The sequence below is a fragment of the Streptomyces sp. NBC_00490 genome (genome assembly GCF_036013645.1).
GTDB lineage: Bacteria > Actinomycetota > Actinomycetes > Streptomycetales > Streptomycetaceae > Streptomyces > Streptomyces canus_F.
In genome coordinates this window covers 6634050-6658552 of sequence record NZ_CP107869.1, presented here as the reverse complement: position 1 = coordinate 6658552, position 24503 = coordinate 6634050, and the positions used below count along the sequence as shown (strand labels likewise).

At 71.1% G+C, this 24503-nt stretch carries 21 protein-coding genes; 7 read left to right on the top strand and 14 right to left on the bottom strand.

What is annotated here, in order from left to right; all coding sequences use genetic code 11:
• Window positions 1-90 precede the first annotated feature (90 nt).
• Window positions 91-456: an MGMT family protein gene (locus OG381_RS30505; RefSeq protein ID WP_327719263.1), complete on the bottom strand. Its 366-nt coding sequence runs from the start codon at window positions 454-456 to the stop codon at window positions 91-93.
• 186 nt (window positions 457-642) lie between these two features.
• Here OG381_RS30505 and OG381_RS30500 point away from each other — a divergent pair, with 186 nt between their 5' ends.
• The 3 genes from OG381_RS30500 to OG381_RS30490 all read left to right on the top strand — a co-directional run bounded on the left by OG381_RS30500 (window position 643) and on the right by OG381_RS30490 (window position 6698).
• Window positions 643-3345: a lysylphosphatidylglycerol synthase transmembrane domain-containing protein gene (locus OG381_RS30500; protein ID WP_327719262.1), complete on the top strand. Its 2703-nt coding sequence runs from the start codon at window positions 643-645 to the stop codon at window positions 3343-3345.
• 118 nt (window positions 3346-3463) lie between these two features.
• Complete coding sequence (locus OG381_RS30495) at window positions 3464-5008, top strand: alpha/beta hydrolase (protein WP_327719261.1); 1545 nt, start codon at window positions 3464-3466, stop codon at window positions 5006-5008.
• 130 nt (window positions 5009-5138) lie between these two features.
• Window positions 5139-6698 carry an alpha/beta hydrolase gene (locus tag OG381_RS30490; RefSeq protein ID WP_327719260.1) on the top strand — a complete coding sequence of 520 codons (1560 nt, stop codon included), beginning with the start codon at window positions 5139-5141 and terminating at the stop codon, window positions 6696-6698.
• A gap of 62 nt (window positions 6699-6760) precedes the next feature.
• On the opposite strand, the gene moeZ is transcribed toward OG381_RS30490, so the two are convergent.
• The 12 genes from moeZ to OG381_RS30430 form a co-directional block, all read right to left on the bottom strand.
• Window positions 6761-7939: an adenylyltransferase/sulfurtransferase MoeZ gene (gene moeZ / locus OG381_RS30485; RefSeq protein WP_327719259.1), complete on the bottom strand. Its 1179-nt coding sequence runs from the start codon at window positions 7937-7939 to the stop codon at window positions 6761-6763.
• A 63-nt stretch (window positions 7940-8002) separates the two neighbouring features.
• A complete protein-coding gene (locus OG381_RS30480) occupies window positions 8003-8752 on the bottom strand; it encodes a spherulation-specific family 4 protein (RefSeq protein WP_327719258.1) in 750 nt (249 codons plus the stop codon).
• Window positions 8740-9699 (bottom strand): NAD-dependent epimerase/dehydratase family protein, encoded by a 960-nt coding sequence (locus OG381_RS30475; protein WP_307026154.1) that lies wholly within the window; start codon window positions 9697-9699, stop codon window positions 8740-8742. Before OG381_RS30475 ends, OG381_RS30480 begins: the two co-directional genes overlap by 13 nt.
• 178 nt (window positions 9700-9877) lie before the next feature.
• Entirely contained in the window at window positions 9878-11176 is a 1299-nt protein-coding gene (locus OG381_RS30470; RefSeq protein WP_327719257.1) for a hypothetical protein, read from the bottom strand.
• Entirely contained in the window at window positions 11173-12864 is a 1692-nt protein-coding gene (locus OG381_RS30465; RefSeq protein ID WP_327719256.1) for a DUF3492 domain-containing protein, read from the bottom strand. The genes OG381_RS30470 and OG381_RS30465 overlap by 4 nt, the downstream gene beginning before the upstream one ends.
• Before the next feature lie 190 nt (window positions 12865-13054).
• Window positions 13055-14800, bottom strand: a complete 1746-nt coding sequence (locus tag OG381_RS30460) for an ABC transporter ATP-binding protein (RefSeq protein ID WP_327719255.1) — start codon at window positions 14798-14800, stop codon at window positions 13055-13057.
• Window positions 14797-15795: an ABC transporter permease gene (locus OG381_RS30455; protein WP_327719254.1), complete on the bottom strand. Its 999-nt coding sequence runs from the start codon at window positions 15793-15795 to the stop codon at window positions 14797-14799. Before OG381_RS30455 ends, OG381_RS30460 begins: the two co-directional genes overlap by 4 nt.
• Window positions 15792-16778 (bottom strand): ABC transporter permease, encoded by a 987-nt coding sequence (locus OG381_RS30450; RefSeq protein WP_327719253.1) that lies wholly within the window; start codon window positions 16776-16778, stop codon window positions 15792-15794. Before OG381_RS30450 ends, OG381_RS30455 begins: the two co-directional genes overlap by 4 nt.
• Before the next feature lie 4 nt (window positions 16779-16782).
• A complete protein-coding gene (locus tag OG381_RS30445) occupies window positions 16783-18501 on the bottom strand; it encodes an ABC transporter substrate-binding protein (RefSeq protein ID WP_327719252.1) in 1719 nt (572 codons plus the stop codon).
• Window positions 18502-18649: 148 nt separating this feature from the next.
• A complete protein-coding gene (locus OG381_RS30440; protein ID WP_323185132.1) occupies window positions 18650-18742 on the bottom strand; it encodes an Ms4533A family Cys-rich leader peptide in 93 nt (30 codons plus the stop codon).
• A gap of 56 nt (window positions 18743-18798) precedes the next feature.
• Window positions 18799-20397 carry a DUF3152 domain-containing protein gene (locus OG381_RS30435; RefSeq protein WP_327719251.1) on the bottom strand — a complete coding sequence of 533 codons (1599 nt, stop codon included), beginning with the start codon at window positions 20395-20397 and terminating at the stop codon, window positions 18799-18801.
• A gap of 8 nt (window positions 20398-20405) precedes the next feature.
• Window positions 20406-21461, bottom strand: coding sequence for an alpha/beta fold hydrolase (locus OG381_RS30430; RefSeq protein WP_327719250.1), 1056 nt, complete (start codon window positions 21459-21461; stop codon window positions 20406-20408).
• Between the two features lie 164 nt (window positions 21462-21625).
• On the opposite strand from OG381_RS30430, the gene OG381_RS30425 reads away from it, so the two are divergent.
• The 4 genes from OG381_RS30425 (at window position 21626) to OG381_RS30410 (ending at window position 23508) form a co-directional block, all read left to right on the top strand.
• Window positions 21626-21844: a hypothetical protein gene (locus tag OG381_RS30425; protein ID WP_327719249.1), complete on the top strand. Its 219-nt coding sequence runs from the start codon at window positions 21626-21628 to the stop codon at window positions 21842-21844.
• A 191-nt stretch (window positions 21845-22035) separates the two neighbouring features.
• Window positions 22036-22677 carry a TetR/AcrR family transcriptional regulator gene (locus OG381_RS30420; protein ID WP_266822312.1) on the top strand — a complete coding sequence of 214 codons (642 nt, stop codon included), beginning with the start codon at window positions 22036-22038 and terminating at the stop codon, window positions 22675-22677.
• Between the two features lie 136 nt (window positions 22678-22813).
• Complete coding sequence (locus OG381_RS30415; protein ID WP_046262201.1) at window positions 22814-23041, top strand: DUF3107 domain-containing protein; 228 nt, start codon at window positions 22814-22816, stop codon at window positions 23039-23041.
• A 197-nt stretch (window positions 23042-23238) separates the two neighbouring features.
• Entirely contained in the window at window positions 23239-23508 is a 270-nt protein-coding gene (locus OG381_RS30410) for a hypothetical protein (RefSeq protein WP_327722593.1), read from the top strand.
• An 83-nt stretch (window positions 23509-23591) separates the two neighbouring features.
• Here the strand turns inward: OG381_RS30410 and OG381_RS30405 are convergent, their stop codons facing one another.
• On the bottom strand, window positions 23592-24329 hold the full coding sequence (locus OG381_RS30405; RefSeq protein WP_266888354.1) for a ferritin-like fold-containing protein: 738 nt from the start codon (window positions 24327-24329) through the stop codon (window positions 23592-23594).
• Window positions 24330-24503 lie beyond the last annotated feature (174 nt).

The window sequence follows — 24503 nt, the reverse complement described above, 5'->3', positions numbered from 1 at the left end:
CGTACGCCATGCCACGGACATGCCCGCTTTCGCCCGTTTCCCCCGTACGGATCACAGGCCACCCCTGGACCCGTCCGATGGCGGAAGCTGTCAGGTGTGACCTTCCGCGCGTTCGCCGCCGTCCCATCGCGCCCGCTTCATGTCGAGGCGCGGCAGGTGGCCTTCGGCGGCCCTGCTCGCGGTCCTGAGCGGTGTGCCCTCCGCGCGGTAGTGGTCGAGCGCCCGCAGTTCGTGGCCCGGGAGCAGCACGCCGTCCGAGCGGACGACCCGCCACCACGGGACGGCTCCCCCGTAGAGGGCCATCACCCGGCCGACCTGACGCGGGCCGCCCTCCTCCAGCCACTCGGCCACGTCGCCGTACGTCATGACGCGCCCGGGCGGGATGAGTTCCGCCACTTCCAGGACGCGCTCGGCGTACTCCGGCAGGGCGTCACGCGGAAGGCTCTCGTCACTCATCCGCCCCATCCTGCCCCACCCCACCGACAACGTGACGCGCTGACCACCGTGCGTATCCCTCGCCCCGGGGCGGCGCTTCGGGCAGACTGTGCGCCCCCGCGTTTGCACCCTGATGCCCCCGTGTGTCGGTGGGGCATGCCACCATCGTGCGGGCGGTGACCGGTGATACGAGATCAAGAAGAGACGATGAAGCAACAGGGCGTGCACCCGGAGGGCGCGGAGAGCACCTCTGACGCTTCGTCGCGCCCGGGCACCAGTGGCGAAGACGCGGCGGCCGAGTTCGAGGACGAGACGCACAGCGACGCGGTCGAGGGCGACGAACCCCTCCTCCCCGCGCGCGTGCACCGTCCCTCGGACCTCATGCGGCTCCTGGTCGGTGTGCTGGCGGTGGTGATCCTGCTGGCGATCGCCGCGTTCGCACACGGCACCACCTCCGGTCTCGAACAGGACATCAACAAGGGCACGGGACAGGCGCCCGACCTACTCATCAAGATCGCCGGCCTGGCCTCCAGCATCGCGATCCTGCTGGTGCCGGTCGCCTTCGCGATCGAGCGGCTGATCAAGCGCGACGGGCTGCGTATCGCGGACGGCGTGCTCGCGGCGGTCCTGGCGCACGGAGTGACCCTCGCCACCGACCTGTGGGTCGCCAAGGCCGCCCCCGACTCGATCCAGGAGGCGCTCACCCAGCCCTCCCCCGGTGACATCCACGCCCTCACCGACCCGGTGCACGGCTATCTCGCGCCGGTCATCGCCTACATGACGGCGGTCGGCATGTCGCGCCGGCCGCGCTGGCGCGCGGTGTTGTGGATCGTACTGATGCTCGACGCCTTCTCGATGCTCGTCACGGGCTACACCACGCCGTTCTCGATCATCCTGACGGTGCTGATCGGCTGGACGGTGGCCTACGGCACGCTGTACGCGGTGGGCTCGCCCAACGTCCAGCCCACGGGACGGACGCTGATGGCGGGCCTTCGGCACGTCGGCTTCCATCCGGTGAGCGCGGCCCGCGAGGAGGTCGCGGAGACCCCGGAGACGGGCGACCGGGGCCGGCGCTACTTCGTCACGCTGGAGGACGGTCCGCCGCTGGACGTGACGGTGGTCGACCGGGAACAGCAGGCGCAGGGGTTCTTCTACCGCGCGTGGCGCAATCTGACCCTGCGCGGCTTCGCCACCCGCAGCAGCCTTCCCTCGCTGCGCCAGGCCCTGGAGCAGGAGGCCCTGCTCGCCTACGCGGCCATCGCGGCCGGTGCCAACGCCCCCAAGCTCATCGCGACCTCCGAGCTCGGTCCCGACGCCGTGATGCTCGTCTACGAGCACACCGGCGGCCGCACCCTCGACTCGCTGCCGGACGAGGACATCACCGACGACCTGCTCCGGGACACCTGGCACCAGGTGCGGGCCCTGCAGTCCCGGCGCATCGCCCACCGGCGCCTCGTCGGCGACGCGATTCTGGTGGATCGTTCCGGCACGGTGATCCTCACCGATCTGCGCGTCGGCGAGATCGCGGCCGGTGACCTGCTGCTGCGCATGGACATCTCTCAGCTGCTGGTGACGCTCGGCCTGCGGGTGGGCGCCGAGCGCGCGGTGGCCGCGGCGGTGAGCGTGCTCGGTCCCGACGCCGTGGCCGACTGTCTGCCGATGCTCCAGCCCATCGCCCTCAGCCGCTCCACGCGCGCGACGCTGCGCACACTGGCCCGCGAACGCGCCCAGCGCGAGCGCGACGCGATCCTGGAGGCGTCACAGCAGGCCAAGCAGGCCAGGCTCGAGGAAACGCACGACGACGCCACACCCGTACTCGAGAAGCCCGACAAGAAGGCCGTACGCGCGGAGGCGCGGGCCGAGAAGCGGGCCATCGACGAGGCGCTGGAGGAGGCCCGCGAGGAGGACCTGCTCACTCAGATCCGCCACGCGGTGCTGCTGATCAGGCCGCAGGCACCGGTCGAGCCGGCCCGCCTGGAGCGGGTGCGGCCGCGCACCCTGATCAGCGTCATCGCCGGTGCCATCGGCGCGTACTTCCTGCTGACGCAGCTCACCCACATCGAGTTCGGCCCGCTCATCCAGAACGCGGAGTGGGGCTGGGTCGCCGCGGCCGTGCTGTTCTCGGCGGCGAGCTACTTCGCGGCGGCGATGTCGCTGCTGGGGTTCGTGCCCGAGCGGGTGCCGTTCACGCGGACCGTGGGGGCGCAGGTCGCCGGGTCGTTCGTGAAGATCGTCGCGCCGGCCGCGGTGGGCGGTGTCGCCCTCAACACGCGCTTCCTGCAACGCCAGGGCGTGCGGCCCGGGCTCGCGGTGGCCAGTGTCGGCGCCTCGCAGCTGTTCGGGCTCGGCTGCCACATCCTGATGCTGCTGTCCTTCGGCTATCTGACCGGCACCGAGAAGACACCGTCGCTGTCGCCGTCCCGGACGGTCATCGCGGGTCTGCTGACGGTGGCGGTGCTCGTGCTCGTCGTCACCTCCGTGCCGTTCCTGCGGAAGTTCGTCGTCACGCGCGTGCGGTCGCTCTTCGCGGGCGTCATCCCGCGCATGCTCGACGTGCTCCAGCGACCGCAGAAGCTTCTCACCGGCATCGGCGGCATGCTCCTGCTGACCGCCTGCTTCGTGATGTGCCTGGACGCCTCGATCCGGGCCTTCGGCACCGAGGGCTCCTCGATCAGCATCGCCAGCGTCGCCGTCGTCTTCCTCGCCGGCAACGCGCTCGGCTCGGCGGCCCCGACGCCGGGCGGTGTGGGCGCGGTCGAGGCGACCCTGACCGTCGGCCTCATCGCCGTGGGCCTCGAGAGCGAGGTCGCCGCTCCGGCCGTGCTGCTGTTCCGGCTGCTGACCCTGTGGATTCCGGTGCTGCCGGGCTGGCTGGCCTTCAACCACCTGTCCCGCAAGGGCGCGCTGTAGGCACGCGCGCAGGCCGTACGTCGGCCACGTGCGCGTGCCCCGGAGGACCGGCACGCGCGCGTACCTCGTACGGCCCGTGCCCCGAGCGGCCCGAGGTGGCCGCCCGCAGGATGGGGTCATGCCGAACCCTCCCCGCCTGCGCGTCGCCGCCCTGACCGTCTCCGCCGTCCTGCTGTCCACCCTGCTGGCGGGCTGCGGCGACGACTCCGAGGACCAGGACGTCACAGCCCAGAAGCTGAGCTGGAAGGACTGCCCGGCACCGGACGCGGCGGAGGGCGGTGGTGACGCCCCGTCACCTCTGCCGAACGGCGACACGTGGCAGTGCGCCACCCTGAAAGCGCCGCTCGACTGGAACAAGCCCAAGGGCGACAAGATCGGGCTCGCGCTGATCCGGGCGAAGGCCAGCGGCGACGAGAGCAAGCGGATCGGCTCCCTGATCTTCAACTTCGGCGGCCCCGGCGGCTCGGGCGTCACCACGCTGCCCGCCTTCGGCGAGGATTACGCGAAACTGCGCACCCGCTACGACCTGGTGAGCTTCGACCCGCGCGGGGTGGGCCGCAGCGAACCCGTGGAGTGCCTCAACGACCTCCAGCTCGACGCGTACTTCCAGCAGGACGCGACCCCTGACGACACGGCCGAGCGCACCAGGCTCCTGGACAACACCAAGGAGTTCAACGCGGCCTGCGAGGACAACTCCGAGAAAGTCCTCTCCCATGTGCGCACCACCGACGCCGCCCGCGACCTGGACCTGATGCGCCAGATCCTCGGCGACAGGCAACTGCACTACTTCGGCATCTCCTACGGCACCGAACTCGGCGGCGTCTACGCCCACCTGTTCCCCCAGAAGGTGGGCCGCGCCGTCTTCGACGCGGTCGTCGACCCGACCGAGGACTCGGAGCAGGGCTCCCTCGGGCAGGCCAAGGGCTTCCAGCGCGCGCTCGACAACTTCGCCGAGCACTGTGTGTCGCAGACGGAAGACTGCCCGATCGGCGACAGCGAACAGGACGTCAAGGCCCGTATCGCCAAGCTGCTGAAGGACCTCGACAGCGCACCGATCCCCGGTGTCGGTCTGCGCGAGCTGACCCAGACCGCCGCGACCAGCGGAATCGCCCAGTCGCTGTACTCGCAGGACTTCTGGGAGTACCTCACCGAGGGCCTGGAGCAGGCCTACGACGGGGACGGCCGGGTGCTGATGCTGCTGGCCGACTCCATGAACGGGCGCAACGAGGACGGCGAGTACAGCAATCTCAGCGCGGCCAACATCGCCATCAACTGCGCCGACGACAAGCCCCGTTACACCGAGGACTACGTGGAGCGGAAGCTGCCGGAGTTCCGGTCCGTCTCCCCCGTCTTCGGCGACTACCTGGCATGGGGCATGGTCAGCTGCACCGACTGGGCCGTCGCGGGCGCCGCCGAGCACCCGGACGTGAGTGCGGCCGGCTCGGCGCCGATCCTTGTCATCGGGAACACCGGCGACCCGGCCACACCGTACGAGGGGGCACGGAAGATGGTGGACGCGCTGGGCAAGGGCGTGGGCGTGGAGCTGACGTACAAGGGGCAGGGGCACGGCGCGTACGGCAGCGAGAACACGTGTGTGCACGGCGCGGTGAACGGCTATCTGCTGGACGGGAAGGTACCGGCGGCCGGGACGATCTGCTCCTGACCCGAGGATTCCGGAAAATCAGCAGGTCAGAGCGTTATCCACAGGCACGCGCAGCTGTGATGCGGGCCGCCTACCATGGCAGGACCGCCATCCGCGGCACAGTGCGGACGGCCTGCATGGGGGGACTGCGATGACGCGTTTCGTACGGTGGACGGCCCTGGCCGCCGCCGCGGCACTGCTGGCGGGGGGCTGCAGCGGCGGCTCGTCCGACGACGGCAAGAACGACGAGGGCACGAACACGTCCACTCCGTCGTCGGGTGCCTCCGACACCGAGGCGGCCGCCGCGCTGCCGTCCTCGCTGACCTCTCAGAAACTCGACTGGAAGGGCTGCAAGGGCACGGCGGACTCCCCCGCGCCGAGCAGCGAATGGCAGTGCGCGACGCTCAAGGCGCCGCTGGACTGGGCGAAGCCGGAGGGCAGGACGATCGGTCTGGCGCTGATCCGCGCCAAGGCCCGCGGCGACAGCGGCGAGCGCATCGGCTCGCTGCTGTTCAACTTCGGCGGCCCGGGCGGCTCGGGCGTGTCCATGATGCCGCTGTACGGCGCGACGGTCTCCACGCTCCGCGAGCGGTACGACCTGGTGAGCTGGGACCCGCGCGGGGTCGCCGCCAGCGAGGGCGTCCGCTGTCGCGGCGACAAGGAGATCCAGTCCGCCGAGAGCGTGGACGCGACGCCGGACACCGCGGCTGAGGAAGCGGCGTACTTCAAGGACGCCACCACCTTCGGCAAGGGCTGCCAGAAGGCCGCCGGGGCGCTCCTGGCGCACGTCTCGACCACCGACACCGCCCGCGACATGGACCTCATGCGCCAGGTGCTGGGCGACACGAAGATGCACTACTTCGGCATCTCCTACGGCACCGAACTCGGCGGCGTCTACGCCCACCTGTTCCCGAAGAAGGTCGGGCGGCTGATCCTCGACGCGGTCGTCGACCCGAGCGCCGACACGGTGGGCCACGCGGAGAACCAGACCCGGGGCTTCCAGCGGGCGCTCGACGACTATCTGAAGTCGACCGGCCAGGCCCCCGAGCAGGGCACGCGGAAGATCGCCGACCTGCTGAAGAAGCTCGACGCGAACCCGCTGCCGACCGGCTCCGACCGGAAGCTGACGCAGACGCTCGCGGTCACGGGCATCGTGCTTCCCCTGTACAGCAAGTCCAGCTGGCCCACCCTGACCAGTGCGCTGAAGGCCGCGGAACAGGGCGACGGTTCGGAGCTGCTGACGCTCGCCGACGGTTACAACGAGCGGGACACCGCGGGACACTACGGCACGACGACCCACTCGCAGCGGGTCATATCGTGCTTGGACGACAAGCAGCGGCCGACCGCCGCGGAGACGAAGAAGCTGCTGCCGACGTTCGAGAAGCTCTCGCCCGTCTTCGGTGCCTTCCTGGGCTGGGACACGGCCGGCTGGTGCCACGACTGGCCGGTGACCGGACAGTGGGACACCCCGGAGGTGAGCGCTCCCGGTGCGCCGCCGGTCCTCGTGGTCGGCAACACCGGCGACCCGGCGACGCCCTACGAGGGCGCCCGGAAGATGGCGGACGAGCTGGGCAAGGACGTCGGTGTGGTGCTCACCTGGAAGGGCGAGGGCCACGGGGCGTACGGCAGCGGGAGCGACTGCGTCGACTCCACGGTGAACGCTTATCTGCTCAAGGGCACGGTGCCCAAGGACGGCAAGGTCTGCTCATGACGACGGCGGGGGTTCCCCGCACCCGTGGTGCGTGGAACCCCCGCCGATCGCAGCAGATCCGGTCAGTACACCGGCTTGTCGGGCTCGATCTGGTGGACCCAGCCGATCACGCCGCCGCCGACGTGCACGGCGTCCGCGAAGCCCGCGGACTTCAGCACGGCGAGGACTTCCGCACTGCGGACACCCGTCTTGCAGTGCAGGACGATCTTCTTGTCCTGCGGGAGGCTCTCCAGGGCGGTACCCATGAGGAACTCGTTCTTCGGGATCAGCTTGGCGCCCGGGATGGAGACGATCTCGTACTCGTTGATCTCGCGGACGTCGATGATCTCGATGTTCTCGCCGTCGTCGATCCACTCCTTGAGCTGCTTGGGAGTGATCGTCGAGCCGGCGGCCGCCTCCTGGGCCTCCTCGGAGACGACGCCGCAGAAGGCCTCGTAGTCGATGAGCTCGGTGACGGTCGGGTTCTCGCCGCAGACCGCGCAGTTCGGGTCCTTGCGGACCTTGACCTGGCGGTACTGCATCTCCAGGGCGTCGTAGATCATCAGGCGGCCGACGAGCGGCTCGCCGATGCCCGCGAGGAGCTTGATGGCCTCGTTGACCTGGATGGAGCCGATGGACGCGCACAGCACGCCCAGGACGCCGCCCTCGGCGCAGGAGGGGACCATGCCCGGGGGCGGGGGCTCCGGGTAGAGGCAGCGGTAGCACGGGCCGTGCTCGGCCCAGAAGACCGAGGCCTGGCCGTCGAAGCGGTAGATCGAGCCCCATACGTACGGCTTGTTCAGCAGCACGGCCGCGTCGTTGACGAGGTAGCGGGTCGCGAAGTTGTCGGTGCCGTCGACGATCAGGTCGTACTGGCTGAAGATGTCCATCACGTTCTCGGCCTCGAGCCGCTCTTCGTGGAGGATCACGTTCACGTACGGGTTGATGCCGAGGACGGAGTCGCGCGCGGACTCGGCCTTGGAGCGGCCGATGTCGGCCTGGCTGTGGATGATCTGGCGCTGCAGGTTCGACTCGTCGACCTCGTCGAACTCCACGATGCCGATCGTGCCCACGCCCGCCGCGGCCAGGTACATCAGCGCCGGCGAGCCCAGGCCGCCGGCGCCCACACACAGCACCTTGGCGTTCTTCAGCCGCTTCTGCCCGTCCATCCCCACGTCGGGGATGATCAGGTGGCGGGAGTACCTGCGGACCTCGTCTACGGTGAGCTCGGAAGCGGGCTCGACCAGGGGTGGCAGCGACACGGGGACTCCGTTGGTCGGTCAATCACTACGGTTGTTCTCCCCGTAACACTGCCATGGCCTTCTTCATTCCGAGACACCTGTTCCGATCCGCGAGACGATTTCGTCCCAGTAGCCGGGCATGGCCTCCCAGGGATCGATCCGGCCGCCCCGGTCCGTGCGGTCCGTGAAGTAGATGGTCGAGGCACCCTGCCAACGGGCGATGCGCAGCGCCTCGTCGAGATGGCCGCCCGGCACCCCGTGGACGAGATGGCAGAAGCGCTCGGGCGGATGGTCGGCGGTCCACTCGGCCACCTGCGACCAGCGGTAGTCGCTCCACGGGCCGGAGAAGGTGACCAACTGGTCGGCGCTCTCCGCGTAGCCGGGGTGCGGATGGGTGCCGTGGCCGAGGACGACATGGGCGTCGTCGCGGATCGCGCGGAGCGTGGTGACCGTGCGGCGGATCTCGGGGAGCGCGGCGCGCTCGGTCGGGCAGCGGTCGAGGAGGAAGCCGTCGGCCTTGTACCAGTCGATGTAGCGGTGCGCGTCGGAGATCATCTCGCCGAAGCTCCGCGCTCCGTAGGTCGCGTCGATGTGGCCGAGGACCCGGACGCCCGCGTTGCGCAGCCGGCCGGCCGCCTCCAGACAGTGCGGGTCGGGGCGGCTGCCGGGACCGTCGGCGACATTGAGGACGACCCAGTGCACGGGGGTGCCGGGGCGGGTGAGCTCGGCCCATTCGGCGGGGGCGACGAGGGGGTGGGCGAAGCCGGGGACACCGACGCCCGTATGGAGTCCGGTACCGGACGCGGCCTTCTTCGTGCTGGTCAGATGCGGCATGCCGCCTCCATCCAGATGTCGGCGAGGGACTCTTCGAGGTTGATCCGGGGGCGCCAGCCGAGCCGGTCGCGTGCGGTGCGCACATCGGCCTGCTGCCAGCTGCCGCAGCCGTCCGGGTACGGGTACGCGGCCGGAGCGGCATGGTCCGGTTCGGAGCGGGGGTGGCCGATGGATGCCCGGAGCGGGCCGGGAGGTCCGTCGAGTTCGTGGAGGGCGCCCCCGTATCCGGCCACGCGGGCCAGGACGGCGGCGGCGTCACGGAGGCGGACGGCACGGCCGGAGCCGATGTTGATGACGCCCTGCGCGGCGGAGAGGCTGGCGGCGTGGACGGCGCGGGCGACGTCGCGGACATCGATGAAGTCCCGTTGGGCGCCCAGGCCGCCGAGCTTGAGTTCGCCGTCACCGGACTGCATGGCGCGGCGCATGGCCTCGGCGAGGCGGCCGAGCGGGGATCCCGCGGGGGTGCCGGGGCCCGCCGGTGAGAAGACGCGGAGCACGACCGCGTCCAGTCCGGAGCCCAGGACCAGTTCGGTGGCGGCGAGTTTGCTGACGCCGTACGGGCCGCCGGGGCGGGGGACGGCGTCCTCGGCGGTGGAGGAGCCGGGCTGGCTCGGGCCGTACTCGGCGCCGCAGCCGATCTGGACCAGCCGTGCCCCGCAGCCGCTGCGCCGCAGGGCCTCGCAGACGGTGGCCACGGCGACGGTGTTGTGGCGGGCGAGTTCACGGGCACCGCCGCGGGTGGCGCCGGCGCAGTTGATGACCACGCCGGGGTGGACCGCGTCGAGGAAGCGGGTGAGTGCTCCGGGGCTGCCGGACGCGAGGTCGAAGCGGACGTCGGCGTCGTCGCCGCGGCCGAGGGCGGTGAGCTGGACGGCCGGGTCGGCGAGCAGGCGGTCGGCGACGAAGCGGCCGAGGTAGCCGTTGGCTCCGATCATCAGGACCCTCATCGCGCGGCTCCCGTCGCCGGGTCTTCGGGTCGGGAGGTGTTCATGTGGTGCTCTCCTGTCAGAACGGTGTGCCGCCGGCAAAGGGGCGAGATGCCTGCGCCGGCCTGCTGGGGTGAGTGGGGGCGCGCGGGGCGCCGTACCGCTGCGTCGTGCGTCGTGGGGTTCGCGCCCCGTTGGCTCACCACTGCTGGTCCGTGGGGGCGTGGGCCGAGGCCCTCGTCAGCCTGCGGGTCGCGTGCAGCAGGAGGGTGAGCGCTCCCGCCGCGCAGGCGAGCGCCGGGACGCCGCCCGGGCCCCATGCCTCGGCGAGGGTCTCGATCGGAGCGCCCAGGAAGTCGCAGCCCGGGAGGCGGGCGGTGAAGACCGAGGCGATGGCGGTCAGTTCCGTCAGGGCCGTGGCGGTCAGGACGAGTGCCGGGGCGTGGGTGAAGCCGTGGGTGGTGAGGAGACGGGAAAGGAAGAGGAGGGCGCCCAGGGTGAGGGTGTGGGCGTAGCGGGCGGGTTCGCCCAGGACTGCCGAGATCGGGATCAGCAGGGCCGTCAGGGCGCACAGGTACAGGGCGAACACGCCGAACAGCAGCGGCAGTACGGAGGCGGTGAAGTCCTCCAGGCCCCGGCTGAGCGTGAGTTTGCGGCGGGCTCGGGCCGTGAAGAGGTGGGCGGTCCAGGCCGCGGGGGCGCAGGACAGCGTGAGGGCCAGGACGGGGGCGGTCGTCAGCGGCCAGGGGCCGTCGGGGGCGCCGGTGGGGAGGGCGTCGGGTCCGCCGGTGACGGCCGCCTGGAGGAGGCCGTCGCCCAGGAGGGCGTAGGCGATCAGCCAGCAGGTCAGGGTGAGGGTGCGGGGTGGTGAGTGGTGGGTGGTGCTCAGGGGGCCGCGGGTGAGTGCCGCGCGCAGCGCCAGCGCCACGGCGAGCGTGCCCACGAGGGCCACGGCCAGACGGGGCTGACCGTCGGTGAGGCGGAGTCCGGCCACCGTCGCGGCGCACAGTGCGCCCGGCAGAAGGGTGAGCAGGATCCAGTCGGCGCTTGCTCGGGGGGCGTCGGAGGGGGCGGCGGGTGCGGCGGGTTCGCCGTCTCTCGACACGCGCGCGTACATCTCCTCCGCGAGGGAGAAGACGTCCCGGTGGCGGAAGCGGGTCGCGGTGCGGTCGGTGACGCCGTGTGCCTCCAGGCCTGCCGCGATCTCCAAGGGATCCACGGCCCGTTCGCACAGCTCGCGATGACGGTGGATCAGGGCCTTCACGGGGTCCCCGGCGGTGCGGCGGGGTGCGGGGGGCCGGCTGCGGGCCGGGGTCGCCTCGGGGGCGCGGGGGGTCGTGCTGTCCGCGTCCGCGGCGGCTACGACGGTTTCGGTGCCGTCGACCTCGGCGCCATCGCCGTCGTCGCCGTCCCCCACCAGCCAGTCCTGCGAGCGTGCGTCCCACGGGCCGGGGCTGGCCGGAGTGCCGGGACGGTCCAGTTCGCCGAGGTCGCTCATCGCGCTCCCTCCGTGGCGGGCAGCGGGGTGTTGGCGCGCACCGGAGGGCCTTCCGCCCAGCCGGGGCCGCCGCGGGCCACGACCCGTGCCCCGGAGTCTGTCCAGCGGCCGGGCATGTGGGCCTCGGCGGGGACGGCGAACGGCAGCGGTTCTCCGGTGGTGTCGAGGACGACCCGGCGGACCGGGTGCCGCGAGACGATCTCCAGGTAAATGCCGTGAAATGCCGTGATGTTCTGTTCGACGGTGAACAGCTCGAGCGCCCGCGCGCGGGCCGCGGCGCCCAGGCGCGCACGGCGCTCGGGGTCGCGCAACAGGGTCACGCACGCCTCGGCGAGCGCCCGCGGATTGCGCGGGGGGACGACGAGTCCGGTGCCGCCGATGGCCTCCACCACCGCGCCCACGTCCGTGGACACGGTCGCGCGGCCGCAGAACATGGCCTCCACCAGGCTGATCGGGAAGCCCTCGACGACACTGGACAGGACGGTCACGGCGCCCGAGGCGTACGCGTCGGCGAGGGCCGGCACCTCCGGGCCGCCGATCTCCCCGAAGGAGACCGGGTTGTCGCCGACGGCGTGCAGACCGTCCGCCTCGTCCGGGAAGAGCTGCGCGGCCAGCGCCTTGCAGTGGCCCAGGTAGTCCGTGCCCTCGGGACCGGCCGGCGCTCCGATGATCCGCAGCCGGGTCTTCGGCTCCTCCTTGCGGATCTCCGCGAAGGCGTGCAGGAGGGAGATGAGGTCCTTGGTCGGTTCGATGCGGCCGACCCAGACCAGGGTGTCGGGGTCCGTGCACTCCGGGGACTCGCCGACCTCCGCGAAGCGGGCGGCGTCCATGCCCGGATAGACCGTGCGGATCTTGCCCCGGTCGGCACCGCAGCGCTCCTGCCAGCGGCGGGCGTGTGTGTTGCCGGGGGTGACGAGCGCGGCGCGGCCGTAGATCTCGGCGGCGAGCCGGCCGTGGAAGGCGGCGAGCAGCGACCGCACCGACGGCGAGGCCTCCGTGGCGGACAGGTAGTGCGTCCGCAACCGCACCCCGTACTCGGTCACCAGCAGGGGGACGTCGGAGAAGTGGCGGGCGAGCAGTCCGGGCAGCGCGGCCGGGCCGCCGGAGGCCGCGTGGCACAGGTCGACCGAGCCGAGCCCGTCGTCCCCGTACCAGTCGAGGGACAGGGGGCGCAGCGCGCGTTCCAGGTGGGCGGCCACGGCGAGCAGATCGGGTACGCGCGCCTCGCGGGCCGTGCGTGCGGCGCCCGGCGCACGACAGGCGTGTTCGAGGGCGCGTACGGCGGCTTCGGAGCGCAGCGCCCCCACCAGCCCGCCCTCGTCGCGGGCCAGTTCGGCGAGACCGTACAGCGCGCTGGCGAAACGGTCCGCCTCAAGGGCCGACGGCTCCTCGGAGGGGCCGACGCAGAGGACGGCCGCCAACTCGCCGTAGCACTCCGCGAACCGCCGGCGCGCACGACGGCCGTACCCCACGCCGTCGTCCTCGGCCGTCCACAGGGGTGCCGTACGCACTCGGCTGACCTGCGGGGGAAGCGGGACCCAGCCCTCGTCCTCCTGGCGCTCGCTGCGGCTGAGCGCGTAGATGTCGAACTCGTGCTGCCCGAGCCCGCGCACGAGCCGGTCGCACCAGAGCCTGGCGTCACCGCTCACATACGGATAGCCACCCTCCGTAAGCAGTCCGATGCGCACGAGCGCACCCCCGATCTCCCGTATGGGGAGCCGCCGTTGGTCCGGCGGCTCGCAGCGGGACGAACGTATGCGGACATGACGGTGGCGCGACGGACGGTTGTCCATCGCGCCACCAGAAGGGGTGAACGGTCGTAACTTTCCCGTGCGGGCCGCGTTCGATCGCGCTAAGAGATCAAGCAGTTACGTTACGTCAGGCAGCGGCCAGTTCTCTCCGTGCCGCTCTGCGCCGCGCGGCCACCTCGGGATCGAGCGCCGGTACGGCGGCCAGGAGCTGCTTGGTGTACGGGTCCCGGGGGTTGTCGTACACCTCGTCGGCGGGCCCCGACTCGACGATCCGGCCGCGGCGCATCACCGCGACCCGGTCGCTGACCTGCCGTACCACGGCGAGGTCGTGGGCGACGAAGACGAGCGCGAGCCCGAGTTCGCGCTGCAACTCGCCGAGCAGGGCGACCACCTGGGCCTGGGTCGTCACGTCGAGCGCGGAGACCGGTTCGTCGCACACGATGACGCGCGGGTCGGCCGCGAGCGCCCGCGCGATGCCCACGCGCTGGCGCTGTCCGCCGCTGAACTCGTGCGGATAGCGGTCGTAGTGCGCCCCCTCGAGCCCCACGCGCTCCAGCAGCTCCCTCACACGCCCCTTGATGCGTGTCTCGTCCTTCTCGCCCCGCGCGCGGAGCGGGTCGGCGATCGACTCGCCCACGCTGCGGCGGGGGTTGAGGGAGGAGACGGGATCCTGGAAGACCATCTGCACGTCCGGGCGCACCCCGCCGCCCGGCTCGATCTCCCCCGCCGTCGGCTCCAGCAGCCCGACCAGCATGCGCCCGAGCGTCGTCTTGCCGCTGCCGCTCTCCCCGACGATGCCGAGGGTCTCCCCGCGGCGGATCGTCAGCGACACGTCGTCCACGGCGACGAACGCCCGCTTGCCGCGGCCGAACTCACGGCGGAGGCCGCGCGCTTCGAGGACGACGTCGGTGGGCCGCGCAGTCGCCTCGGAGGCGGGCTTCGACAGCGCCCCCGAGGGCGGCCCGGCAACCTTCGGCGAGGACCCGCCCGAGGCGGGGCCCGGCACGCTCGACGGCTCCGCGGAACCCCCGGGAGACGGCACGCCGGCTGTGGTCGAGCCCGCCCTCGCAGCCGGTACTCCGGCCGCCGCGCGCCGCCGCGCATCCACCCGCGGCACCGCCCCCAGCAGCTCCCGCGTGTACGCCTGCGACGGCTTCCCCAGCACATCGCTCACCGCTCCGTGCTCGACCACGCGCCCGTGCCGCATCACCAGCACCTCGTCGACGCTCTCGGCAGCCACGCCCACGTCGTGCGTGACGAGCAGCAGCCCCATGCCGGTCTCCTCGCGCAGCGTGTGCAGCAGGTCGAGGATCTGGGCCTGGACGGTGACGTCGAGGGCGGTGGTCGGCTCGTCGGCGATCAGGAGGTCCGGCTCGCAGGCCAGTGCCATGGCGATGAGCGCGCGCTGGCGCATGCCGCCGCTGAACTCGTGCGGACGGGACCGGGACCGGCGCGGTGCGTCCGCGATTCCCACCCGGTCCAGCACCTCCACCCCACGCGCGCGTGCGGCTCGGCGCGACACGCGCGCGTGCACGCGGTACACCTCGGCGATCTGGTCGCCGATCGCGTAGTACGGGTCGAGGGACGACAGCGGGTCCTGGAAGACCATCGCGGCCTTCCCGCCCCGCAGCCGCCGCAGCGCCTCGTCCGACGCCGCCGCTACGTCGATGCCGGCGACCTCGATCGCACCGCCGACCTTCGCGCCCGTGCCGCGATGCAGCCCCAGCAGCGCGGAGGCGACCGTGGACTTGCCGGAGCCGGACTCACCCACCAGGGCGAGGGCGGCGCCCTTCTCCAGGCGGAAGGAGAGTCCGTCGACGGCCCGCAGCTCGCCGAACTCCACCGTCAGGTCCCTGACGTCCACCAGACTCATGCGAGCACCACCCTTCGGTCGGCCACCGCGTACAGCACGTCCGCGAGGGCGTTGGCGAGGACCACGAAGAAGCCGACGACCAGGACCATGCCGACCACGACCGGCAGGTCGACCACCTTGACGGCGTGGACGAGCTCCTGACCGATGCCCGGCAGTCCGAACAGCGTCTCGGTGAGCACCGCGCCGCCGACCGCGCCGCCGAAGTTGTTGGCGTTGAGCGCGATGACCGGCGCGAGCGCCCCGCGCAACGCGTGCCGCCCGATGATCGACCGCTCCCCCACGCCGTACGCGCGGAAGGTGCGGATGTGGTCCTCGGCGAGCGTCTCCAGCATCGACGCGCGCGTGAGGCGGGCGAACGCGGCCGCCTCGATGAGGGCCAGCGACAGCCAGGGCAGCAGCAGGTTCCACGCCCACTGTTCGGGGTCGTCGGTGAGTTTCACGTACTGCGGGAACGGCAGCAGTTGCAGCTGCCCGCAGACCACGATCATCAGGACCAGGCCGATGACGAAGACCGGCGTGGCCACACCCGCGAGCGTGATGCCGGTCAGGACGCGCTCGGTGAGCCGGCCGCGCCGCCACGCGGACAGCACGCCGGTGCCGACGCCGAGGATCAGCCAGAGCACCATCGCGCCGAACACCAGCGACAGGCTGACCGGCAGCTTGGCCAGGATCAGCTGGGTGACCTGCTGGTCGCTCTGGTACGACAGCCCGAGGCAGGGCGCAGAGCAGTGCTCCACGGAGGTGCCGGTCGAGTAGTCCTGGCCGGCGACGAGGCCCTGCAGGAAGTGCCAGTACTGCGTGTAGAGCGGGTCGTTCAGGTGCAGTTGGCCGGCGACCTGCTGCACCTGGGCGGGCGAGCAGCGCGGGCCGCAGGTGATCTGGGCGACGTTGCCGGGGGTGACGTAGAAGACGACGTAGACGATCACCGAGATGGCGAGCAGGGTGACCAGGGCGCCGAGGAGGCGGCGCAGCACGAAGCCGGTGAAGCCGCTCATGCCTTGGCCTCCCTCTTGCGGCCCGTTCCGACGCGCAGACGAGAGGCCGCGCGCGGGTCGAGCGCCGTGCGGACGCCGTCACCGAGGACGGTGAGGGCCAGCACGGTCACGAAGAGCGCGCCCGCGGGCAGCAGCAGGTACTGCGGGGCCGCCTGGTACCAGACGTCGGCGGCGGTCAGCATCTGTCCCCACGACGGCGTCGGGGGTTTCACTCCGACACCGAGGAAGGACAGCGCCGCCTCGACGGTGATGTTGATCGGGACGAGGAGCGCCGCGTAGGTGATGACCGGCGCGGCGAGGCCGGGAAGGAGCTCGCGGCGGGCGATCCGCCAGGTGCTCCAGCCGCTGAGCCGGGCCGCGGAGACATAGTCGAGCCCTTTGAGGGTGAGGGTCTGCGCGCGCGTGATCTTCGCGATGTTGCCCCAGGCGATGAGGCCGATGACGAGGGCGACCAGGACGGGCCGCGGGAAGTCCGACGGCACGATCGCGAGCAGGGCCAGTGCCATGATCATGAGGGGCAGGGCGACGATGATGTCGGTGAGCCGGCTCAACAGTTGATCAACCCATTGACTGCCGAGTGCGGACGTCACGCCCACCAGGACGCCGATCAACACCTGCACGACGGTCGCGGCCAGCGCGACCCCCAGGGAGACACGAGCGCCGTAGACGAGCCGCGCGAACATGTCGCGCCCGGTCTGCGGTTCGACGCCGAGCCAGTGGTCGCCGCTGATGCCCCCGAAGGAGCCGACGGGCACGCCACCGCGCGCGGAGTCGACCAGCGAAGGGTGGTAGGTGGTCGGGTCCTGGCCCTCGAGGGCGGTCAGCAGCGGCGCCGCGAGCGCGACCAGGACGAGCAGCGCGACGACGGCCGCCGCGACGAGGGCGGCGCGCTGCGTCCGCAGCCGCCGCCAGAACTGACGGGCCCCCGAGGCCCCCGAGACGGACGCCTCGGGGGCCTGGGTGGCGACAAGTGCCTCGCTCACGGCGCTACTTCACCGCGACCTGCGAGATGTCCAGCACCCCGGTCCAGTCGCTGATCACGACGTTCTTGATGTCCTTGCCCACCAGACGCTTGTAGACGGGGTGGAACAGCGGCACGGTCAGCGCCTGCTCGCCGATCTTCTTGTCCAGCGCGCCCCACCGCTTGGCGGCAGCGTCAAGGTCGGTCAACTTGTTGATCGAGTCAATCTCGGCATTGACCGACTTGTCGTTCAACAGGCCCGTGTTGAAGTTCGCGCCGTCCTTCACGATCTGTCGGCCGTCGAAGATCGGGGCGAGGAAGGGACCGCCGGACGGCCAGTCCGCACCCCAGTGGGCGAGGAAGAAGCCGGGCTCCGTCTTCACGTTGTGGATCTTGTCGGAGTAGTCGTTGTCCTCCAGACCCTGCAGCTTGACCGTGATGCCGGCCTTCTTGAGCGCGTCCTGGATCGCGGTCGCGATCTCCGGGCTGGTCTCGAAGTCCTTGGCGTTGGAGTGGGTCAGCGTGATGGTCAGCCCGTTCGCGTGACCGGCCTCCTTCAGCAGCTCCTTGGCCTTCGCCGCGTCGCCGGCGTCACCCGCCGGGAACAGATCGTAGGGCTCGTAGCCGAAGGACTTCTGGTTCGGCAGGTAGGTGGTCGCGGGCTCGGCGAGGGACGAACCGCCCGCCGCGTTCACCACGGACGACCGGTCGATGGCGTACGAGATCGCCTGCCGCACCTTGGGGTTGTCGAACGGCTTGACCGTCGGGTTGAACGCTATGTAGTTCGTGTAGCCGAAGTGACCGGTGCCGACGCGCGCGGCCAGCTCCTTGTCGCCCGTCACCTTGGCGAGCTCGGCCGGCCCGAGGTTGGTGTCCGTGGTGACCGCGGTCGAGTCCGCCCCCTGGGACGCGGACAGCCGCTGGTTGATCACGGAGGAGTCGAGCCCGGACCGTACGTCGACCCTGTCCGGGTAGGCCTTGCGCTCGGCGTCCGTCGAGGCGGACCAGTACGTGTTGCGCTCCAGAACGAGGTGCTCACCGTCGTTCTCGTTCTTGACGACCTTGTACGGGCCGGACGAGACCGGGTGCTCCTCGTACTTCGTCCCGGTGTCCTTGGCCTTGGGCACCGGCGTGAACTGGGTCTGTGTGGCCAGGTACGGGAACTCGCCCTCGGGCTTGTTCAGATGGAAGACGATGGTCCGCTCGTCCGGCGTCTCGATCGCGTCGAGCCCGCCCTTGTCCTTGTACGGCCCCTGGTAGTCGGCGGCACCGACCAGCCAGTCCCGCAGATAGGGGGCGCCACCGGAGAGCTCGGGGGCGAAGGACCGCTCGATGCCGTACTTGATGTCGGCGGACGTGATCGCGGTGCCGTCCTCGTACTTCAGCCCCTTCTTCAGGGTGTACGTCCACACGGTCGCGTCCTTGCTGGGGCGCCCGGTGTCGGTCGCGAGGTCCGGGACGACCTCGGCACCGGCCTCGCCGTTCTCACGGTTGCGGGTGGTGAGCGTACGGAAGACCAGGGACGGGACGTTGCCGCCGCCGGAGGTGTAGAGCCGGGCCGGGTCGAAGTCCTGCTGCGGGTTGGAGTTCAGGACCGTCAGGGTGCCGCCCTTGTGGGGCGTGGAGTCACCACCGGAGCCCTTGGCATCGTTGTCGTCCGGCCCGCAGGCGGCGGCGCCCGCCGCCAGAACCAGGCTTACGGACACCGCGGCCACGCGGCGCGCTATGACGGACGGATGACGCATCGGAGACGACCTCTCGAATGGTGAGACAGACAGACAAGGGGTGAGACGAAAGTGAACAGACGTCTGCCCGGGCGTCAGGTCGTCGAAAAACCGTGACCAGGTCACGGGAAGGAAAAAGGATCGCGACGCGAACGCCTCAGGGCGGACGTCAGCGACAGTGAATATCGGCCACGCACAGTGCGGTCACGCCGATGAGCGCCAGCTCGATGGCGGCGCGAACGGAGGCGTGACGGGGCGACATGCGCAGCAATATGTACGACTTTTCTGCGCATGTCAACGCGGCACAAGAGGCGCCCGTCAACTCCCGGGGTAGGCCCAGGGGTTGGCCTTGCACGTGATCCCGTCGTGGTTCAGGAACTTGGTCTGCTGCTGCATGACCGGGGCGAGTTCGCCGTTCTTGTCGCAGGTCACGTGGTGGTAGCCGAGCCGGTGGCCGACCTCGTGATTGATCAGCATCTGCCGGTAGGCGTGAATTTGATCACCGTAGGTCGGGGACCCCTGAGCCCACCGGAAGGCATTGATCATCACGCGCTCGGTGGAGGCCGAATCACAGGACACGTTGTCCACGGTCGTGTCCAGACCGGACTTCGCACACCACTCCGCGGTCGTCCCCGGACTGGCGAGCGTGATCACGAAGTCGGGCTTCCCGGAGTAGACGCGCTCGAAGGTGCGGGCCCCGTTGTGCGCCCAGCTCCGGTCGTCGTTGAGCGTCTTCTGCACGGCCTCGGCGAACAGTTCGCCGTCCAGCCCGAGCCCCTGCTCGACATCCACCCGGTAGGTGAACTTCTGGCCCTTACCGGGCGCCTTGTCGATGCCCTGGACCGCGTCGAACTTCCCCGACCCGTCGAGCTTCGCGCCGAGCGCGTACCTCTTGTCCATCTTCTGCTCGTACGTCAGCGTCGCCACGCCCGCCGACGAGGACGGCGCCGGCCGCCCGTCCGAGCGCGAGGCCGAATCCCGGCCGTCCCGCGCCTGATCGGCGGCCGACTGCGACCGTACGCCGTCGTCGTCCCGCCCGTCGGCGACCTGACCCGCGACGACGATGGCCAGCACGGTGGTGACGGCGGCCGCCGCGATGCCGGTGAAGGCCCGCCCCTTGCCGCCCTTCTGCCGCGTGGGCTCACCGGTCGGCGGCTCGTCGTCGACGTCGTCGACATCGGTACGGGGCTGCGGCACGGTCCGCCAGTCGGTGACGGAGGCGTACGGGTCGGCCGGTCCCCGAGGAGAGCGCGGCGCGAAGACGTCCTGGTCCCCGAAGGCGTCGAGATACTCCTGCCGAGGACTTCCCGCCCCTGACTGCCGGGGTCCTCCGGGAGGCGCCTGCCGCTGCCGCGGTATCGCGACACCGGGCGCGCCGGCCATGCCGTGCGCCCCCAACTCACCCCATGCACCGCCTGCTTCACGCTGCTCGGGGTGACCGCCACGGACCCGGGGGGTGCCGTGCGCGGGGGTGCCCTCAGGAAACCTGGGCGTGCCGTGGGCAGGGGTGCCGTCGGGGAGTCGGGGCATGCCACGCGAAGGAGTGCCGTCCGGAAGACGCGGCACACCCTGCGCGGGCGTACCGTCGGCGAGCCTCGGCACACCACGAGCCGGTGTCCCGTCAGCCGAGCGCGGAATCCCCCGCGCGGGCGTCCCGCCCCCGAACCGCGGCACCCCCCGCGCCGGAGTCCCGTCGGCGGACCTCGGTGCCCCCTGCGCGGGCGCCCCGTCCGGGAACCGCCGAGCCCCCTGGGGGGCCTCCCGGTAGACCGGATCCCCGTACACCGGGGGCCCGCCCGGCGCCCGCACGCCCTGCCGCGGCGGAGCAGCCTCGGCCTCCCGGCCCTCTTGTCTTGCGGTTGTGTCCGCGGCGTCGCTCTTGGGAGCGGGCCCGCGGCGGCGACTGTGTCGTCCCACCCCGCCCCTCAGCTCCCCGCGCTCGCGGTCTCGGCCGCACTGTCGGACGCACCGGCATCCACAGGCACCCCACCACCCGGCGCGCCCACGGACCCGCCCCCGCCGTCGGAGCCCTCCGCGTACGCCAGGAGCTCCCGGAACGCCCGGGACACCGTGTCCGGATACTCCATCATCGCCACATGCCCCGCCTCCGGCAGGGTCAGCAGCCGGGAGTCACGGAAGGCCCGGGCCGCCTTCTGGGCCATGCGAAAGCCGACGAGCTGGTCGCGGCCGCCGTAGACGAGCAGGGTCGGCGCGAGGACCCGCTCGGCCTGGCGCCACAGTGCGTGCTGGCCGCCGAGCGTGTACGCGTTGACCAGTCCGCGCGCGGAGCGTGTCATCGCGTCCCAGAAGTACGGGAGTTGCTGCCGTCGCTCCATCTCCTCGACGGCGTGCCGGAACCCCTCCGGTGAGACCCGCGTGGGATCGCCGTAGCAGAGCGCCGTGACGCCGCGGACGCGCTGCTCGGCCGTCCAGTCGCGGCTGAGCCGGGTGAACAGCGCGGCCACGCCCGGCACCGCGAGGAGCGCGGTGGGCACCGCGCTGCGCTGCACACGGATCTCGGGGAGCGCCGGCGAGACGAGCGTCAGCGTCCGCACGAGGTCGGGGCGGACCGCGGCCACGCGCGTGGAGACCGCGCCGCCGAGGGAGTTGCCGAAGAGATGCACCGGGCCGCGGCCGGAAGCGTCCAGAAAACGAATCACCGCACGTGCGTGTGCGGTGATCGAGTAGTCGCCGTCGTCCGGTGGCGGCGAGTCCCCGAAACCGGGCAGGTCGACGGCCTCACCGTCGAGAACGCCCTCGAGCTCCAGCATCAGCGCCGACCAGTTCTGCGAGGAACCGCCGAGGCCGTGGACGTAGAGCGCGGGCGGCAGACCCTCGCGCGCGGGCGGTCTCGAACGGACCGACAGCGTGATCCCCGGCAGCCCCACCGACCTGAGCCGCTCGCCTTCCGCCACCCTGACGGGCGTCACCTTCGGGAGCACATTGGCGGCCGGTACGGACGGCAACTCGGTCGAAGACATGCGGCAATGTTACGAGACGATCACGCAGTGGTTCATGTGTTCGCCGTCACAGAGTCCACCCACATCGCATAGCGTCCAGATCGTGTGTCTCCTAGGCTCGTACGCAGGGCACCCGCATGTGGCCCCCTGCATCGGTCAGGGACGTTCTAGGAAGGGAGCCCGCAATGGCCTACGACCCCAGCGACCCCGACACCTTCGAGGACAGCGGCGGTGACGTCGAACTCGACGTCGAGGCGCCCGAGGGTGACGCCGCCGAGCAGCAGAAGGCCGTCTCGCAGGACCGCGACGACCCGCTGACCGACGTCGACACAGGCCAGGCCGACGAGGCCGACCTCATCGAACAGGCCCGCGTCGTCCAGATCGACGAGGAGGACTATCGGTGACGCCCCGGGCTCCAGCACCGAGCGGGAGCGCGACAGGCGTTGCCCGCTAAGTACCCCTTTGAAACCTTCGCGGGGCTTTCGCCGCCGTCCGGTACGTGAAATTCTGCGCTCGCACCGCGCACACCACGGTTACCGAAAAGTACGATGGCGGCGCGGCGCACACCGCGAGTGGACGAGTTTTGGGAGGCGGCGTGACAGCCATCGAGCAGACAGAGGCGGCACGCCCTCGAGGTACGCGCCTGCCGCGCCGTGCCCGACGGAATCAGTTGCTGGGCGCCGCACAGGAAGTCTTCGTGGCGCAGGGCTACCACTCGGCCGCGATGGACGACATCGCCGAGCGGGCCGGGGTCAGCAAGCCGGTGCTCTACCAGCACTTCCCGGGCAAGCTCGACCTGTATCTCGCACTGCTGGACCAGCACTGCGAGTCCCTGATCCAGTCCGTCCGGCACGCGCTCGCCTCGACGAGCGACAACAAGCAGCGCGTACGGGCGACCATGGACGCCTATTTCGCGTACGTCGAGGACGACGGCGGCGCGTTCCGTCTGGTCTTCGAGTCGGACCTGACCAACGAGCCCGCCGTGCGCGAGCGCGTCGACAAGGTCACGAACGAGTGCGCCGAGGCGATCTGCGACGTCATCGCCGAGGACACCGGCCTCTCGCGCGCGGAGTCGATGCTGCTGGCCTCGGGCCTGGGCGGTCTCGCGCAGGTCGTGGCCCGCTCCTGGCTGCACAGCGACCGCAGTGTGCCGCGCGATCAGGCGGTGCAGCTGCTGACGTCCCTGGCGTGGCGGGGGATCGCCGGTTTCCCGCTGCACGGCATCGATCACCACTGACCCGACACTTTGTTCCCGCCCGCTGTTCGCTCCTGGCGTTCTTGCGCGGAGCGTGAACGTCCCCTCACCGGGCTAATGTGTGCTGGGTACGGCGCGCAAGGTCGCGCACTTCACTGACCGTCGGAGGGACATAGCCGTGGAGGTCAAGATCGGCGTGCAGCACGCGCCCCGCGAGATCGTTCTGGAGAGCGGTCAGAGTGCCGAGGAGGTCGAGCGCGTGGTGGCCGAGGCACTGGCCGGAAAGTCGCAGCTGCTGAGCCTCACGGACGAGCACGGCCGCAAGATCCTGGTCCCGGCGGAACGCCTGGCCTACGTGGAGCTCGGCGAGCCGGCCCCGCGCAAGGTGGGCTTCGGCGCGCTGTAGACGGACGCATACGAGAAGGGCCCGGCGACTTGAAGTCGCCGGGCCCTTCTCGTTCGTACGGACAGGGCTCCGCAGGATTTTTTCCCCACATATGGAGCACAAGTCACCCACAGAGGAGGGTTGCATTCCGCAGGTCACGGGTATGACGGGCTACGACCGCAATGCGCAGCGTGACCGTGTGGGAGGGACCCCGAATGATGTTGCTGGAAGCACTCGGTTCCGTGTTGCTCGGTCTCGTCCTGGCCGCGGCGGCGGCGCACCGGCTGGCCCACCGCCTGCCGGCCCGCTCCCTGGTCATGGCGACGGGCATCGCCGGAGCCCTGTTCGGCGCGTTCGTGACGCACAGCGCGTTGGGCGCGGGCAGCATCCTGGTGAATCTGATCGGCGCGGCGGTCGTCTCGGCCGCGTCCCTCTCGCTCCTGCTGCGCCCCGCGGGAAGACTCCGCCGTAGGTCGGCACCGGCGTAGGGCCGGCAGCGGCGCGGGGATATGCGCGACCAGCCCTCACAACCGGCAGTCGCGCAACAACCCGAGCCGCCCCCCGCGAAGTGCTAGGCCGCCAAGCCCAGCGCGGCCATCCGCTTCGTGTGCGCCTCGGTGATCCGCGAGAACATCCGCCCGACCTCGGCCAGATCGAACCCGTCGGCAACCCCGCCCACGAGCATCGTCGACAGCGCGTCCCGGTCCGCGACGACCCGCTGCGACTGCGACAGGGCCTCTCCCATGAGACGCCGCGCCCACAGAGCGAGACGTCCGCCCACGCGAGGATCGGCGTCGATGGCCGCCCGCACCTTCTCCACGGCGAACCCGGCGTGCCCGGTGTCGTCCAGTACCGCCAGCACCAGCTCACGGCTGTCCGAGTCCAGCCGTGCCGCGACCTCCCGGTAGAAGTCACTGGCGATCGAGTCGCCCACGTAGGCCTTGACGAGCCCCTCCAGCCAGTCCGAGGGCGCCGTCTGCCGGTGGAAGCCGTCCAGCGCGGCGACGAACGGCTCCATGGCCGCCGTGGGCTCCGCACCGATCTCGGTCAGCCGGTCGCGCAGCTTCTCGTAGTGGTGGAACTCCGCCGACGCCATCTTGGCCAGCTCCGCCTTGTCCGCGAGCGTCGGCGCCAGCTTGGCGTCCTCCGCGAGCCGCTCGAACGCCGCCAGCTCCCCGTACGCGAGCGCGCCGAGCAGGTCCACGACAGCGGCCCGGTACTGCGGTTCGGCGGAGGCCTTCGCCCAGTCCTGGGCGGCGACTCCGGTGGGTTCGGGAGAAGCGTCGGAGGTGTTGTCAGGCGTCGTCATGAAGCGCACAATAGCCCGCTCCCCGCGCGGTGGAAGTCCCTGGTGAAGCAGTGTGACGACGACTACGTGACCAAATCGGCCATCGCATGTGCGCGTTTCCGGGGTATGGTGGTAATGCGCCTGCTGAGTACGCACGTCTATGAGGACCGCGTATTTCGACGGGCCGCACGTATG

Bases quoted from the DNA above. Each gene is read 5' to 3' on its own strand.
- OG381_RS30505 (WP_327719263.1), bottom strand. From the start codon at position 456: ATGAGTGACGAGAGCCTTCCGCGTGACGCCCTGCCGGAGTACGCCGAG.
- OG381_RS30500 (WP_327719262.1), top strand. From the start codon at position 643: ATGAAGCAACAGGGCGTGCACCCGGAGGGCGCGGAGAGCACCTCTGAC.
- OG381_RS30495 (WP_327719261.1), top strand. From the start codon at position 3,464: ATGCCGAACCCTCCCCGCCTGCGCGTCGCCGCCCTGACCGTCTCCGCC.
- OG381_RS30490 (WP_327719260.1), top strand. From the start codon at position 5,139: ATGACGCGTTTCGTACGGTGGACGGCCCTGGCCGCCGCCGCGGCACTG.
- OG381_RS30480 (WP_327719258.1), bottom strand. From the start codon at position 8,752: ATGCCGCATCTGACCAGCACGAAGAAGGCCGCGTCCGGTACCGGACTC.
- OG381_RS30475 (WP_307026154.1), bottom strand. From the start codon at position 9,699: ATGAGGGTCCTGATGATCGGAGCCAACGGCTACCTCGGCCGCTTCGTC.
- OG381_RS30470 (WP_327719257.1), bottom strand. From the start codon at position 11,176: ATGAGCGACCTCGGCGAACTGGACCGTCCCGGCACTCCGGCCAGCCCC.
- OG381_RS30460 (WP_327719255.1), bottom strand. From the start codon at position 14,800: ATGAGTCTGGTGGACGTCAGGGACCTGACGGTGGAGTTCGGCGAGCTG.
- OG381_RS30455 (WP_327719254.1), bottom strand. From the start codon at position 15,795: ATGAGCGGCTTCACCGGCTTCGTGCTGCGCCGCCTCCTCGGCGCCCTG.
- OG381_RS30445 (WP_327719252.1), bottom strand. From the start codon at position 18,501: ATGCGTCATCCGTCCGTCATAGCGCGCCGCGTGGCCGCGGTGTCCGTA.
- OG381_RS30440 (WP_323185132.1), bottom strand. From the start codon at position 18,742: ATGTCGCCCCGTCACGCCTCCGTTCGCGCCGCCATCGAGCTGGCGCTC.
- OG381_RS30430 (WP_327719250.1), bottom strand. From the start codon at position 21,461: ATGTCTTCGACCGAGTTGCCGTCCGTACCGGCCGCCAATGTGCTCCCG.
- OG381_RS30425 (WP_327719249.1), top strand. From the start codon at position 21,626: ATGGCCTACGACCCCAGCGACCCCGACACCTTCGAGGACAGCGGCGGT.
- OG381_RS30410 (WP_327722593.1), top strand. From the start codon at position 23,239: ATGTTGCTGGAAGCACTCGGTTCCGTGTTGCTCGGTCTCGTCCTGGCC.
- OG381_RS30405 (WP_266888354.1), bottom strand. From the start codon at position 24,329: ATGACGACGCCTGACAACACCTCCGACGCTTCTCCCGAACCCACCGGA.